Genomic DNA, 13262 nt, shown 5'->3' with positions numbered 1-13262 from the left:
ACAGCACTCGCCAAAAAACAATTTCGACGAGTGCTGCATGCACTATTTATTGCATCAGAAATTTTTCAAGAAACTGACGGGTTCGCGGTTGTTGCGGATGCGTGAATAAGGATTTAGCGGGCCCTTGCTCCACTATCCTTCCTTGATCCATAAATATCGCCCGATCGGCAACGTCGCGCGCAAAGCTCATTTCATGCGTCACAATCACCATGGTGCGTTTTTCCTGCGCCAGTTGACGTATGGTATTAAGTACCTCGCCAACCAGTTCAGGATCAAGCGCGGAGGTCGGTTCATCAAAAAGAATAACCTCAGGTCGCATCGCCAACGCCCGGGCAATAGCCACGCGCTGCTGCTGCCCGCCGGACAAACGCCGCGGATAGCTGGTTTCTTTACCAGCTAACCCGACTTTCGCCAGCAGTTCGCGCGCTCGGGCTGTCGCTTCGGCTTTCGGTTCGCCTTTAACAATCACCGGACCTTCAATAATGTTTTCCAGCACCGTGCGATGCGGGAACAAATTAAAGTTCTGGAACACAAAGCCCACGTGCTGGCGCAACTGACGAATCAGACCTTTCTGCTGAGTTAACGAACGCGCGGTATCAATGGTAATCTCACCCACCTTAATGGTGCCCGCCTCCGGTTGCTCCAGCAAATTAATGCTGCGCAGCAGCGTAGTTTTGCCCGAACCGCTCGGCCCGATAATCGCCACAACTTCACCGGGTTTGACGTCAAGATCGATCCCATGCAGCACCGTTTGCCCATGGAATTTTTTGACCAGGTTTCTGACTTCGATAGCACTCATTTCGGCTCTCTCTCCTGGCGATTCAGTTGCTCTTCAAAATAGTTTTGCAGTGCAGAAAGCACCGTCGCCATCACCCAATAAATCAACGAGGCTGCCAGATACATTGTGAATACCTCCAGCGTACGCGAGGTAATCAACTGCGCCTGACGGAACAGTTCCGGTACCTGAATAGTCGCGGCCAGAGAGGTGTCTTTCACCAGGCTGATAAAGCTGTTACTCAGCGGCGGGAGCGCAACCCGCGCAGCCTGCGGCAGGATTGCCCGGCGCATGGTTTGCCACCGCGTCATACCAATACTGGCACCCGCTTCCCACTGCCCTTTGTCGATGGAGGAGATTGCCGCACGCAGCGTTTCCGCAGCGTAGGCCGCCGTATTAAGCGATAAGCCAATCATCGCCGCCGGAATAGGATCAAGCTCAATACCAAACTGCGGCAGACCGTAATAGATCATGAACAGCTGGGCAATCAACGGCGTTCCGCGAAAGATAGAGATATAAAAGCGCGCCAGCCAGCGCACAGGCAGCAGCGGCGACAGACGCATCAGCGCCAGGATAAAACCCAGCACGAGACCAAAGAACATCCCACCGATACTCAGTTGCAGCGTAAACACTGCGCCCTTGAGCAGATACGGCAGAGAATCAATCACCAGTTGGATACTTTCATGCATTAGCGTTTTTCTACCTGGTCGTTACACGTGAGGATGGTAGGCAAACAGCGCAGGTGCCCCACCAGTATGAATAAAGAGAATTGGCCCTTCATCTTTGAAGCGCTTCTGGCTGATGCCATCAATCAGACCCGCCATCGCCTTGCCGGTATACACCGGATCCAACAAAATGCCTTCCAGGCGCGCCAGCAGTTTTACCGCCTCCATGCCCTCTTCGTTTGGCGTACCGTAGCCCGGCGCATAATAATCGTCCCATAACAGGATTTCCGCTGAGGCCGGCAGTTCCAGCTCCCTGGCAATATCCTGCTGCAATGCAACAACTTTGGGCTTTTGATCCGCCACGCTGCGTGAGACGGTCACGCCGATGAGTTCGACGTCTGGCATCAATTGCTCCAGGCCCACGGCCAGTCCGGCATGGGTTCCCGCACTGCCCGAGGCCACCACTACGGAAGAGAGCGAAACGGCCCCTTCACACTGTTGGGCAATTTCCAGCGCACTTTCCACATAGCCCAGCGCACCCAGTGCATTGGAACCCCCAACCGGGATCACATACGGGCGGAACCCTTGCGCTTCAATCCGCGTCGCCAGATCCTGCAGCTGTGCATTAGGGTCGGTAAGCGCATCGCACATTTCAATCTGCGTATTAAACAGGTCCAACAGCAGACGGTTGCCATTGGTGAGATAGTTTTCGGCAGTGGTGCCTATCGGATTTTCCAACAGCGCCACGCAGTGCAGGCCAAGCTTAGCGGCGACCGCCGCCGTCTGACGAACGTGGTTAGACTGAATCGCACCCGCGGTTATCAGCGTATCCGCGCCTTCACGCAGCGCGTCTGCGGCCAGAAACTCCAGCTTACGCAGCTTATTGCCGCCCATAGCCATCGGCGTGACGTCATCGCGTTTAATGAAAATATCGCGCCCGAGGTAATCTGAGAGGCGCGGAAGATATTCGAGTGGCGTTGGCGCGCCAATAAATTCCAGACGTGGAAAGCGCGTTAAATTATGCAGCGGCATACAGCCTCCGGTATTCGTTGTTGTGATGTTCTTTTATTATGCACGTTCAGGCGCAATGAAATAAAAAAAGGCGCTGTTAAAGGCGCCTTTTTTCATCAGATGACGATTATTTCGTCACATCTGCTCCAAACCATTTTTCAGACAGGGCTTTCAGCGAACCGTCTTTCTGCATTTCAGCAATGGCTGCATCCACCGCTTTCAGCAGATCTTCATTGCCTTTACGCAGCGCCACGCCGGACTCCTGGCGGGAGAATGCTTCACCGGTCACGGCCAGCGTATCCTTGGTTTTTTTCACCAGATCCAGCGCGGCCAGACGGTCAACCAGGATGGCGTCGATACGACCTACGCGCAGATCCTGATATTTGGTCGGATCATCATCATAGGTACGAATATCCACGCCCTGTACGTTCTGGCGCAGCCACTCTTCATAGTTGGTTCCCAGACCCACGCCGACTTTTTTACCTTTCAGATCGGCAGCAGTCTTAATAACGCCTTCATTGCCTTTCTTCACCAGCGCCTGGATACCAGAGACCGTATACGGGGTAGAGAAATCGTATTTTTTCTTACGATCATCAGAGATAGTCACCTGGTTGATGACCACGTCAATGCGTTTGGAATCAAGAGAAGCCAGCATACCGTCCCACTTAGTCGGCTTCAGCGTGGCTTTCACTCCGAGATGCTTGGCCAGTTCCTCGGCAAACTCCACTTCGAAACCGGTCAGCTTGCCGTCATCGCCCTGAAAACTAAACGGGGGATAGGTCCCTTCCAGGCCCACCAGCAGCGTGCCGCGCTCTTTAACTTTATTTAACAGACCTTCATCTGCATAAGTCTTCACGCTCATTCCGGCGACAAGTGCAACAGCCATTACACCCATCAGAGCCTGACGTCCCAGAAGTGCTAATTTCATAGTTACCCCGAATATTGTCATTAGTGACTATCATTTATGACTACAGTGTAAAGCGTTTGCCGTGATCCACAAACACGACTCTGTTACACCTTATTCGTTTTTAATATATATCAGAACTGGCTGTCCAGGAGGATTTCTGCATATGTCCCATATGCGTATGGGCTTTAAACTGCTCATACTTACGCAAGGCGATGCGGTAATTATTGGTGCTGGTTTCCGGTAGCCACGGGGCAAGGTTTTCGTCGAGAAACCCTTCCTGCAGCAGATCGTGAGAGATATTTTGTTCGGTCAGATGATTCCCGAGGCGACGCAGGCGAACGACGTATTCGCGTACCGTGCCGTGACTCATTTCGGTCTGCTCGAATAAAAATTGCTTGAAGCCGATAATGTCAAAAAAGTCGCTCTGCTCTTTGCAGTGCAAATCACCGCAAAAACGACACAGTGCCACCCACTCTTTTTTCTCCTGTTCCCACTCTGCTTCATTCAGCAACGTGTCCAGTCGGGCGATGGCGATTTTATTCACAATTTGCCCGCGGCGAACCAGCGTGATCCTGTCGAGCAACTTAAAGCAATGGGCGCAATGCGTCTGGCTGTGTTTGAAATCTTTGAGGTAGCGGCTTAGAGGCCGTCTTTTTGATTGCTGCACCGTCATGAGAACTCCTGGTAGTCAATTCGTAATGCGGCATTGTTCAGGGGTAATGATGTACCCCTATAGCTTACCCAGCTTGGTGCGTAGACGTTTGATGGCCTGACTGTGCAACTGGCTAACCCGTGACTCCCCCACTTCCAGTACCGCGCCAATCTCTTTCAGATTCAGCTCTTCCTGGTAGTACAGCGTTAACACCAACTTTTCGCGTTCCGGCAACGCTTCGATGGCGTCCATCACGCGCTGGCGGAGGTTACCCTCAAGTAGCTGCTGTAACGGGTTTTCCTGCTGATGTTCTTCCGTCACCAGCTCAATACTATCGCCATGCTCTTCCCGCCACTCGTCGTAGGAGAAGAGTTGGCTATTATTGGTATCAAGCAACATCTGACGATACTCTTGCACAGGAATAGCCAGACGCTCCGCCACTTCGGTTTCCGTCGCGTTACGCCCTAATTCCTGCTCCAGTTGCCCCATCGCCTGTGCCACTTCGCGAGCATTGCGCCGAACGCTACGCGGCACCCAATCCCGGCTACGTAGTTCGTCCAGCATCGCTCCACGAATACGCTGCACTGCGTAAGTGGTAAATGCCGTTCCTTGCAAAGCGTCATATCGGTCGACTGCATTCAATAACCCGATGCCGCCCGCTTGTAGCAGGTCATCCAGTTCTACGCTCGCCGGCAAACGCACCTGAAGGCGCAATGCTTCGTGACGCACCAACGGTACATAACGCTGCCACAGCGAGTGTTTATCCATTACACCTTCAGCGGTATACAGTGAATTCACGATAAACAGCCCTGCGTTAAATGAGTTATCGGCATGATTATCCGTTTCTGCAGGGGTTTTAATCGGGTGAATAGTGGGTGAAATGAGGGGTTATTTGGGGGTTACGGGTAAAGCTGAATGTAAAAAACCCCGCCGGAGCGGGGTTTGCGCGATAAGCGTAAATTAACGCAGCAGAGACAGTACGTTCTGCGTGGTCTGGTTAGCCTGCGCCAGAACAGAGGTACCTGCCTGTTGCAGGATCTGAGCACGAGACATGTTAGACACTTCGGTCGCGTAATCAGCATCTTCGATACGGCTACGTGCAGAAGACAGGTTGTTGACTGTGTTGCCCAGGTTAGTGATGGTAGAATCGAAACGGTTCTGCACCGCACCCAGGTCAGAGCGCAGGGCATCAACCTGTGCCAACGCTTTGTCCAGAGCTTTCAGAGGGTCTTTAGTGGCTTCAGAAACGGTGTTTGCATCCGTGGTCAGTTTATCTTTTGCATCTTTATACACTACTTGTCCGTTACCCGCGGTTACACTTCCGTTGGTTTGCAAATAGTAATTAGTAGTGGTCTGTGTCGCTGCAGTTAAAGCACCTTTATCGTCCAAGAAAGTACCAGCTACTTTACCGTCGATATCTGCAGTATAATTTTTACCGCCAGTAGTGGCGGTGAAGGTTTGACCTTTAACCGCGCCGGCCATGTTCTCAGCACTAATGGAAGCATTAGTTACCTTGTAAGTTGCACCAGCGCCACCGGCAGTTGAAAGAGTGCCTTTGTCAGTTTTAATGGTAGTCGGGATGGCAACAGGTGTACCTGCTGCATCGGCGTTCTCCATTAAGTTAGCAAGGGTTGCCTGATCAGGACCACCAGCGGCGTTTTTAGTCAGGTTACCCGTGCTATCGCGGTATAAGATAGCACCATCATCTGCAGCTGTAATAGAACCATCTTTAGCAATCAGAACTTCCTGATCTTTAGCGCCGATAGTCACCGTTGCCTTGGTAACATCACCTGCATTCGGGTTTAAGTAATTTAAGGCATCAGCGGATGCAACGCCAGTTGCACCGAACTTATAGCTCTTGCTTGCTGCATCATAGGTGTAAGTATTAGTATCTGCGGCAACGCCAAGACCTGTATTTGTCCCGGTGTACGCAATTGAGCCACCATTCTTGCTAACAGCACCCAGAACATCCGTAGCGGTAGCCGCTGTGTTATTGGCAGTTTTCGTATAAGTGGTAATACCATTCGCATCTACTAGGCCTTCGATAAAACCAGAAGCGGTCAGATCTTTCGCAGTAGCCGCTGTATTTGCTACTGAACCTTTACCGTTTACGTTAAAACCTTGCAAACCTAAAGTATCAGAAGTGATTTCTTTCAGGTCGATGGTGATGGTTTCGCCGTCGTTCGCGCCAACCTGAATTTTCATGGAGCTGTCGGACGCCAGTACTTTCACGCCGTTAAACTGAGTCTGACCGGAAACACGGTCAATTTCGCTCAGACGCTGGGTAATTTCGTTCTGGATGGAGTCCAGGTCAGACTGGGAGTTAGTACCGTTGGTTGCCTGAACGGACAGTTCACGCACACGCTGCAGGTTGTTGTTGATTTCGGACAGTGCACCTTCAGTGGTCTGCGCGATGGAGATACCGTCGTTGGCGTTACGGGAAGCCTGGGTCAGGCCTTTAACGTTGGCAGTGAAACGGTTTGCAATCGCCTGACCAGCAGCATCGTCTTTGGCGCTGTTGATACGCAGGCCAGAAGACAGACGCTCGATAGCGGAGCTCAGGGAAGACTGAGATTTGTTCAGGTTGTTCTGGGTCAACAGCGACAGGCTGTTTGTATTGATGACTTGTGCCATGATCTTTTCCTTATCAATTACAACTTGATGTTATTGGGCTGTTGCCCACGGTTTCTCACCGTAACCCATGTATCGGCACCTTAATTTCGAACTTTAGAAAATTTTTACTTTCCGCCCTCTTTTTTCTTAGCCCCAGAAATACCCGCAATATGCCCCACTATTCTGCGCATTATTTTTGCAAAACTATCATTAAACTTTGCGCGCAGATTGCCGATAACCCGCTTAACTACTGTTTGCAATCAAAAGGAATTAGGCATGGCTTCATTTACATCTCTCGGCGTCGGTTCAAACCTGCCGCTGGATACCTTGCTAAACAATCTGACCATCGCTGAAAAAAAACGCTTAAACCCGATCACGCAGCAGCAAAGTGACAATACAGCGCGTCTGACAGCGTACGGCACATTAAAGAGCGCGCTGGAAAAATTCCAGACGGCAAACACTGCGTTGAATAAAGCTGACATATTCAAAAGCACGACTGTTACCAGCAGTAATGAAGACCTGAAAGTCACCACCGAAGCTGGGGCGGCACCGGGTATCTATACAATTAGCGTCACCCAACTGGCACAAGCGCAATCTTTAAGAACTAACTCAACGACAACAATTGCATCAACAAAAGACGCGCTGGGTGATACTTCAGCAGAAACACGCACCATAAAAATTACGCAGGATGGCCGTAAAGAGCCGCTGGAAATTAAGCTTAATAAAGATCAGACCTCACTGGATGAGATCAGCAAAGCGATAAACGATGCTGATAGCGGAATTTCAGCCAGTATCGTCAAAGTCAAAGACGGCGACTATCAATTGGTACTGACCGCCAGTGAAGGCGAAGCCAATAAAATGACTATCTCCGTTGAGGGAGACAGCAAACTCAATGATCTTTTGGCTTATGACAGCAAAACCGGTACCGGGAATATGAAGGAACAGGTTAACGCACAGAATGCGCTGTTAACCGTGAACGGTATCGATATTGAACGCTCCAGTAATAAAATTACCGATGCCCCTCAGGGTGTGGTACTTGATCTGACCAAAAAAGTCACTGACGTTCGCGTTACGGTGACAAAGAATAACGACAAAGCAACCGAAGCCATTAAAGGTTGGGTGGATTCATATAACTCCCTTATTGATACCTTTAACACGCTGACCAAATATAAAGAAGTTGATCCGGGTGCTGAAGCGCAAGACAAAAATAACGGAGCGCTGCTGGGTGACAGCGTTGTTCGTACCATCCAAAGTGGAATTCGTGCACAATTTGCCAACGGTGCCAGTGATGGCGCTTTTAAGACATTAAATGAAATTGGTATTAAGCAGGACGGCGCAACCGGCAAGCTGAAAATTGACGATGATAAGCTGAAAAAAGTCCTGAACGAAAATACAGCATCCGTGCGTGAATTGCTGGTCGGCGACGGCAAAGAAACCGGTATTACCACCAAAATTGCCACCGAAGTAAAAAGCTATTTAGCAGACGACGGTATTATCGACAGCGCGCAAGACAGCATTAACTCAACGCTGAAAAAACTGACCAAACAGTATCTGTCGGTCAGCGCCAGCATTGATGACACGGTAGCGCGTTACACGGCACAGTTTACGCAGTTAGACACCATGATGAGCAAGCTCAACAACACCAGTACTTATCTGAGTCAGCAATTTACGGCGATGAATAAATCCTGATAACACGAGGTAAGCATGTATACCGCGAGCGGTACCAAAGCCTATGCACAGGTCGGCATAGAGAGTGGCGTAATGAGCGCAAATCCGCATCAGCTGATTGAAATGTTGTTTGATGGCGCGAACAGCGCCCTGGTGCGCGCTCGCCTGTTTATGCAACAGGGTGATATCGTCGCTAAAGGTGAAGCGTTAAGTAAAGCCATTAATATTATCGACAATGGCCTGAAGGCAGGACTTGATCAAGAGAATGGCGGCGAAATCGCCACCAGTCTGTCTTCACTGTACGACTATATGATTCGCCGTTTACTGCAAGCTAACTTGCGTAATGATTGTCAGGCCATTGAAGAAGTCGAAGGGTTACTCGGCAACATTGCAGATGCCTGGAAACAGATCTCACCGAAAGCATCTTCCCAGGAGTCTCGTTAATGACCTCAGCCGTGGAGTTTATCAACCGTTGGCAGCGCATCGCGCTGCTCAGTCACTCACTGCTGGAACTGGCGCAGCGCGGTGAATGGGACCTTTTACTGGAACAGGAAGTTACCTATCTGCAAAGTATTGAAGTGGTCATGGAAGAGCAAACTCCACCAGGCATTACGCGAAGTATTCAGGATTTAGTGGCCGGGTACATTAAACAGACGCTGGATAACGAACAACTGCTCAAAACATTGTTGCAGCAGCGTCTGGATGAACTCAGCAATCTCATCGGTCAGTCGACGCGCCAAAAGACGCTAAATAACGCTTATGGCCGTCTTTCCGGCATGCTGTTAGTTCCCGACGCCCCCACAGCCCCACAATAATTTCCCGTCTCGTCTGAATAATCTTCCATACTCCAGAGGTCGGCCAAACGACTTCTGGAGCACGGAAGATGAAAAATCCCACGTTATTGCAGTATTTTCACTGGTATTACCCCGAGGGCGGTCAACTCTGGCCCGAACTTGCCGAACGCGCAGGTGGACTCAATGACATCGGCATCAATATGGTGTGGTTACCTCCCGCTTATAAAGGCGCTTCCGGCGGCTATTCCGTTGGCTACGACTCCTACGATCTTTTTGATCTGGGCGAATTCGACCAAAAGGGAACCGTCGCCACCAAATATGGCGATAAAAACCAGCTGCTGGCGGCGATAGACGCGCTAAAACACAATGATATTGCCGTACTGCTTGACGTGGTGGTTAACCACAAAATGGGCGCAGATGAGAAAGAGAATATTCGTGTCCAGCGGGTTAACGCCGAGGACCGCACGCAAATAGACGATGAGATCGTCGAATGCGAAGGCTGGACGCGCTACACCTTCCCTGCCCGCGCGGGCCAGTACTCGCAATTCATTTGGGACTTTAAATGCTTCAGCGGTATTGACCATATCGAAAACCCAACCGAAGACGGCATTTTTAAAATCGTGAACGACTACACCGGCGAAGGCTGGAACGATCAGGTTGATGATGAGTTGGGTAATTTTGATTATCTGATGGGCGAAAACATCGATTTTCGCAATCACGCGGTCACCGAAGAGATCAAATACTGGGCGCGTTGGGTGATGGAGCAAACCCAGTGTGACGGCTTTCGTTTAGATGCCGTGAAACATATTCCGGCATGGTTTTATAAAGAGTGGATTGAGCATGTGCAGGAAGTCGCCCCCAAGCCGCTGTTTATCGTCGCGGAATACTGGTCGCATGAAGTCGACAAGCTGCAAACCTACATTAATCAGGTGGAGGGGAAAACTATGCTATTCGACGCCCCTTTGCAGATGAAATTCCACGAAGCCTCTCGTCAGGGTCGCGATTACGACATGAGTCAGATTTTCACCGACACCCTGGTGGAAGCCGATCCCTTTCATGCCGTCACGCTGGTCGCCAATCACGACACTCAGCCCTTGCAGGCGCTGGAAGCCCCTGTCGAGCCATGGTTTAAGCCGCTGGCCTATGCGCTGATCCTGTTGCGCGAAAACGGCGTGCCGTCAGTGTTTTATCCTGACCTCTACGGGGCGCATTACGAAGACACCGGGGGAGATGGCGAAACCTATCCTATCGACATGCCAATCATTGAACAGCTTGATGAACTGATCCTCGCGCGCCAGCGCTTCGCGCACGGCGTACAGACGCTCTTTTTCGATCACCCTAACTGTATCGCTTTTAGCCGCAGCGGAACGAACGAGGATCCCGGCTGTGTGGTTGTTTTGTCTAACGGCGATGACGGGGAAAAGACCATCAATCTCGGTGCGAATTACGGGAATAAAACCTGGCGCGACTATCTGGGAAATCGCGAAGAAAGCGTGGTCACCGATGAGAACGGTGAAGCGACGTTTTATTGTAACGGCGGTAGCGTCAGCGTGTGGGTGATTGAAGACGTGTTATAAAACTCAACCCCGGTGGCCGTTGGCTACCGGGGCGTATAGCTTATGGCAGTGGCGTGGCCAGCGGCGTTTTCTTTAACGCGTCAGCACATTCCTGCGTCGGGCGGTCGACCCGCTGCAGCGTCATACCGTCATATTCCAGCGTATTGCCTTCCCGCTCAATCTCATACAGCTCGCGTTTCACCGTCACGTTGGTGAGATCGCCAGAGATCATCGTCAGTTTCCCCGGCAGCGCGATCACTCGCTGCCACTGGCGACAATCCAGCGTGTCGCCCTCTTTTGTTACCACCAGGCTGGCAATCGCTTCCGGGCTCACCAGACTGCGTTGCGGACCTTTTGACTGCCAGTATCCTTCCAGACCGGCTGGCGCTGGCGTTTTCACCACGTTGTTATAATTTTCTACTTCGGCGCATCCGGTAAGCGCCAGAAATACAGCAACGATTGCTAATTTTTTCATCATTCATCCTGCATGCGAAGAAAATGGGATTGTGGCATTAAAGGCCTGATGTCGCCAGCCTTTCGGCAGGGTTGAGAAAGATTGATCCAGACGGTGTTACCTCCTATTACTCATAGTCAAAAATTCTGATCGGTGTAGTATCCACACTTCTTGTTACATACCTTCTGAGTTCAGAGGCACAACGCATGTCATGGCAACACTTCAAACAGGCCTGGTTAATTAAATTTTGGGCCCCCGCCCCTGCGGTCATCGCAGCGGGTATTCTCTCTACCTACTATTTCGGCATTACGGGAACCTTCTGGGCCGTTACCGGCGAATTCACTCGCTGGGGTGGTCAAATCCTGCAACTGTTTGGCGTTCACGCCGAAGAATGGGGATACTACAAGCTGATCCATCTCGAAGGCTCACCCCTGACCCGCATTGACGGCATGATGATCCTCGGTATGTTCGGGGGCTGTTTTGCTGCCGCATTGTGGGCAAACAACGTCAAATTACGCATGCCGCGCAGTCGGGTGCGCATTATGCAGGCGATAGTCGGCGGAATGATTGCCGGATTCGGCGCCCGGCTGGCAATGGGCTGTAACCTGGCCGCTTTCTTCACCGGTATTCCACAGTTCTCGCTACACGCCTGGTTTTTCGCCCTGGCAACGGCTATTGGCTCATGGTTTGGCGCACGCTTTACCCTGCTGCCGATGTTTCGTATTCCGGTTAAAATGCAGAAAGTCTCCGCCGCTTCTCCGTTAACGCAAAAGCCAGATCAGGCCCGTCGCCGTTTCCGCCTCGGCATGCTGGTGTTTATCGCCATGATCGGCTGGGCGCTACTCACTGCGATGGATAAGCCCAAACTTGGTTTGGCCATGCTGTTCGGCGTCGGGTTCGGGCTGCTGATTGAACGGGCGCAAATCTGCTTCACCTCCGCCTTCCGCGATCTGTGGATTTCCGGTCGCACCCATATGGCGAAAGCGATCATCTTCGGGATGGCGGTCAGCGCCATTGGTATCTTTAGCTACGTGCAACTGGGCGTCGAGCCTAAAATCATGTGGGCAGGTCCGAATGCGGTGATCGGCGGCTTGCTGTTCGGCTTCGGCATTGTTCTGGCGGGCGGGTGTGAAACGGGCTGGATGTACCGCGCCGTTGAAGGCCAGGTGCATTACTGGTGGGTGGGTCTGGGCAACGTTATTGGCTCGACCATTCTGGCCTACTACTGGGATGATTTTGCTCCCGCGCTTGCCACCAATTGGGACAAAGTGAATCTGCTCAACACCTTCGGCCCGCTCGGTGGCCTGCTGGTAACCTATCTGCTGTTATTTACCGCGCTGATGCTCATCATCGGCTGGGAAAAACGCTTCTTCCGTCGCGCTGGGCTGACGCCTGCCAAGGAGTCTGTATGAAAAATATCGTGCCTGATTATCGCCTCGATATGGTCGGCGAGCCGTGTCCGTATCCGGCTGTCGCCACACTGGAAGCGATGCCGCAATTGAAGAAAGGTGAGATTCTGGAAGTGGTGAGCGATTGCCCGCAGTCAATCAACAATATTCCACTGGATGCGCGTAATCACGGCTATACGGTGCTGGATATTCAGCAGGATGGTCCAACGATTCGTTATTTAATTCAGAAGTAATGCGATTCTCCCGTTGCCCGACGCAGCGGGAGAATGTTCGGCTTGCTACACCTGCATCGACATCACTTCCTGATACGCCGACACCAGTTTGTTGCGCACCTGGATCCCCATCTGCATCGATACCGACGCTTTTTGCATATCGGTCATCACATCGTTCAGCGCAATACCCGGTTCACCGAGGGTAAATTTCTCAGCCTGCACACGGGACGCGGTTTGTACATCGCTGATCCTGTCTAACGCCGCATGCAGTTGACCAGCAAAGCTCACGGTCGGTTGTGGCTGCATATCCTGCATTTTTGCTGACATCGCCGTGGTCTGTAGCTGGCTGATGACCCCTTCAATCCCCTGTATTGCCGACATTCTGATCCCCTGGATAATTTTTTACGTAGTTGAGATTACCAGTTAGTCAATAAGATAAAGGCGTTAAATAACGATAAAAAACCACGGTTTTTAACGCATAGAAAAATTCGAAACCGCAAATAATGAGACCGTCAATTTTTCGAGTTTGCTGACCCGGGAGTGAGT

The 13262-nt window shown here is 51.3% G+C and carries 15 protein-coding genes; 6 read left to right on the top strand and 9 right to left on the bottom strand.

All coding sequences use genetic code 11. The features are described from left to right. Nucleotides 1-46: 46 nt before the first annotated feature. From tcyN to HV314_RS10695, 7 genes are all read right to left on the bottom strand, one after another. Nucleotides 47-799 carry an L-cystine ABC transporter ATP-binding protein TcyN gene (gene tcyN / locus HV314_RS10725; protein WP_003030477.1) on the bottom strand — a complete coding sequence of 251 codons (753 nt, stop codon included), beginning with the start codon at nt 797-799 and terminating at the stop codon, nt 47-49. Continuing rightward, entirely contained in the window at nt 796-1464 is a 669-nt protein-coding gene (tcyL, locus tag HV314_RS10720) for a cystine ABC transporter permease (protein WP_003030474.1), read from the bottom strand. Before tcyL ends, tcyN begins: the two co-directional genes overlap by 4 nt. 21 nt (nt 1465-1485) lie before the next feature. Beyond that, nucleotides 1486-2472, bottom strand: coding sequence for a D-cysteine desulfhydrase (dcyD, locus tag HV314_RS10715; RefSeq protein WP_181547990.1), 987 nt, complete (start codon nt 2470-2472; stop codon nt 1486-1488). Nucleotides 2473-2578: 106 nt separating this feature from the next. Beyond that, a complete protein-coding gene (gene tcyJ / locus HV314_RS10710; RefSeq protein WP_016156835.1) occupies nt 2579-3379 on the bottom strand; it encodes a cystine ABC transporter substrate-binding protein in 801 nt (266 codons plus the stop codon). 100 nt (nt 3380-3479) lie between these two features. Further along, nucleotides 3480-4031, bottom strand: a complete 552-nt coding sequence (gene fliZ, locus HV314_RS10705; RefSeq protein ID WP_016153478.1) for a flagella biosynthesis regulatory protein FliZ — start codon at nt 4029-4031, stop codon at nt 3480-3482. A 57-nt stretch (nt 4032-4088) separates the two neighbouring features. Further along, a complete protein-coding gene (fliA, locus tag HV314_RS10700) occupies nt 4089-4808 on the bottom strand; it encodes an RNA polymerase sigma factor FliA (protein ID WP_016153479.1) in 720 nt (239 codons plus the stop codon). A 162-nt stretch (nt 4809-4970) separates the two neighbouring features. Then, nucleotides 4971-6644, bottom strand: a complete 1674-nt coding sequence (locus HV314_RS10695) for a FliC/FljB family flagellin (protein WP_181547989.1) — start codon at nt 6642-6644, stop codon at nt 4971-4973. Nucleotides 6645-6899: 255 nt separating this feature from the next. Between HV314_RS10695 and fliD the strand changes: the two genes are divergently transcribed. The 4 genes from fliD to amyA all read left to right on the top strand — a co-directional run bounded on the left by fliD (nt 6900) and on the right by amyA (nt 10662). Next, the gene (gene fliD, locus HV314_RS10690) at nt 6900-8312 is read left to right on the top strand and encodes a flagellar filament capping protein FliD (RefSeq protein WP_115190490.1); all 1413 of its coding nucleotides are present in this window, start codon (nt 6900-6902) and stop codon (nt 8310-8312) included. Nucleotides 8313-8327: 15 nt separating this feature from the next. Further along, complete coding sequence (fliS, locus tag HV314_RS10685) at nt 8328-8735, top strand: flagellar export chaperone FliS (protein ID WP_047357997.1); 408 nt, start codon at nt 8328-8330, stop codon at nt 8733-8735. Continuing rightward, nucleotides 8735-9106: a flagella biosynthesis regulatory protein FliT gene (gene fliT, locus HV314_RS10680; protein WP_003030458.1), complete on the top strand. Its 372-nt coding sequence runs from the start codon at nt 8735-8737 to the stop codon at nt 9104-9106. Before fliS ends, fliT begins: the two co-directional genes overlap by 1 nt. 68 nt (nt 9107-9174) lie before the next feature. Next, nucleotides 9175-10662 (top strand): alpha-amylase, encoded by a 1488-nt coding sequence (gene amyA / locus HV314_RS10675; RefSeq protein ID WP_181547988.1) that lies wholly within the window; start codon nt 9175-9177, stop codon nt 10660-10662. 40 nt (nt 10663-10702) lie between these two features. Here amyA and yedD read toward each other — a convergent pair whose 3' ends face one another. Next, nucleotides 10703-11116 (bottom strand): lipoprotein YedD, encoded by a 414-nt coding sequence (yedD, locus tag HV314_RS10670; RefSeq protein ID WP_181547987.1) that lies wholly within the window; start codon nt 11114-11116, stop codon nt 10703-10705. Between the two features lie 185 nt (nt 11117-11301). On the opposite strand from yedD, the gene yedE reads away from it, so the two are divergent. Both yedE and yedF read left to right on the top strand, forming a co-directional pair. Next, entirely contained in the window at nt 11302-12507 is a 1206-nt protein-coding gene (gene yedE / locus HV314_RS10665; protein ID WP_019077070.1) for a selenium metabolism membrane protein YedE/FdhT, read from the top strand. After that, nucleotides 12504-12737, top strand: coding sequence for a sulfurtransferase-like selenium metabolism protein YedF (gene yedF, locus HV314_RS10660; RefSeq protein ID WP_000790504.1), 234 nt, complete (start codon nt 12504-12506; stop codon nt 12735-12737). Before yedE ends, yedF begins: the two co-directional genes overlap by 4 nt. Nucleotides 12738-12782: 45 nt before the next feature. Here the strand turns inward: yedF and fliE are convergent, their stop codons facing one another. Continuing rightward, nucleotides 12783-13097, bottom strand: coding sequence for a flagellar hook-basal body complex protein FliE (fliE, locus tag HV314_RS10655; protein ID WP_016153486.1), 315 nt, complete (start codon nt 13095-13097; stop codon nt 12783-12785). Nucleotides 13098-13262 lie beyond the last annotated feature (165 nt).

It is taken from the genome of Citrobacter sp. RHBSTW-00887, assembly GCF_013728095.1.
Lineage (GTDB): Bacteria > Pseudomonadota > Gammaproteobacteria > Enterobacterales > Enterobacteriaceae > Citrobacter > Citrobacter braakii.
This window is presented reverse-complemented; position numbering and strand designations above follow the sequence as displayed.

Coding starts and splice junctions, on each gene's coding strand:
- tcyN (WP_003030477.1), bottom strand. CDS start 799: ATGAGTGCTATCGAAGTCAGAAACCTGGTCAAAAAATTCCATGGGCAA.
- tcyL (WP_003030474.1), bottom strand. CDS start 1,464: ATGCATGAAAGTATCCAACTGGTGATTGATTCTCTGCCGTATCTGCTC.
- dcyD (WP_181547990.1), bottom strand. CDS start 2,472: ATGCCGCTGCATAATTTAACGCGCTTTCCACGTCTGGAATTTATTGGC.
- tcyJ (WP_016156835.1), bottom strand. CDS start 3,379: ATGAAATTAGCACTTCTGGGACGTCAGGCTCTGATGGGTGTAATGGCT.
- fliZ (WP_016153478.1), bottom strand. CDS start 4,031: ATGACGGTGCAGCAATCAAAAAGACGGCCTCTAAGCCGCTACCTCAAA.
- HV314_RS10695 (WP_181547989.1), bottom strand. CDS start 6,644: ATGGCACAAGTCATCAATACAAACAGCCTGTCGCTGTTGACCCAGAAC.
- fliD (WP_115190490.1), top strand. CDS start 6,900: ATGGCTTCATTTACATCTCTCGGCGTCGGTTCAAACCTGCCGCTGGAT.
- fliS (WP_047357997.1), top strand. CDS start 8,328: ATGTATACCGCGAGCGGTACCAAAGCCTATGCACAGGTCGGCATAGAG.
- fliT (WP_003030458.1), top strand. CDS start 8,735: ATGACCTCAGCCGTGGAGTTTATCAACCGTTGGCAGCGCATCGCGCTG.
- amyA (WP_181547988.1), top strand. CDS start 9,175: ATGAAAAATCCCACGTTATTGCAGTATTTTCACTGGTATTACCCCGAG.
- yedD (WP_181547987.1), bottom strand. CDS start 11,116: ATGAAAAAATTAGCAATCGTTGCTGTATTTCTGGCGCTTACCGGATGC.
- yedE (WP_019077070.1), top strand. CDS start 11,302: ATGTCATGGCAACACTTCAAACAGGCCTGGTTAATTAAATTTTGGGCC.
- yedF (WP_000790504.1), top strand. CDS start 12,504: ATGAAAAATATCGTGCCTGATTATCGCCTCGATATGGTCGGCGAGCCG.
- fliE (WP_016153486.1), bottom strand. CDS start 13,097: ATGTCGGCAATACAGGGGATTGAAGGGGTCATCAGCCAGCTACAGACC.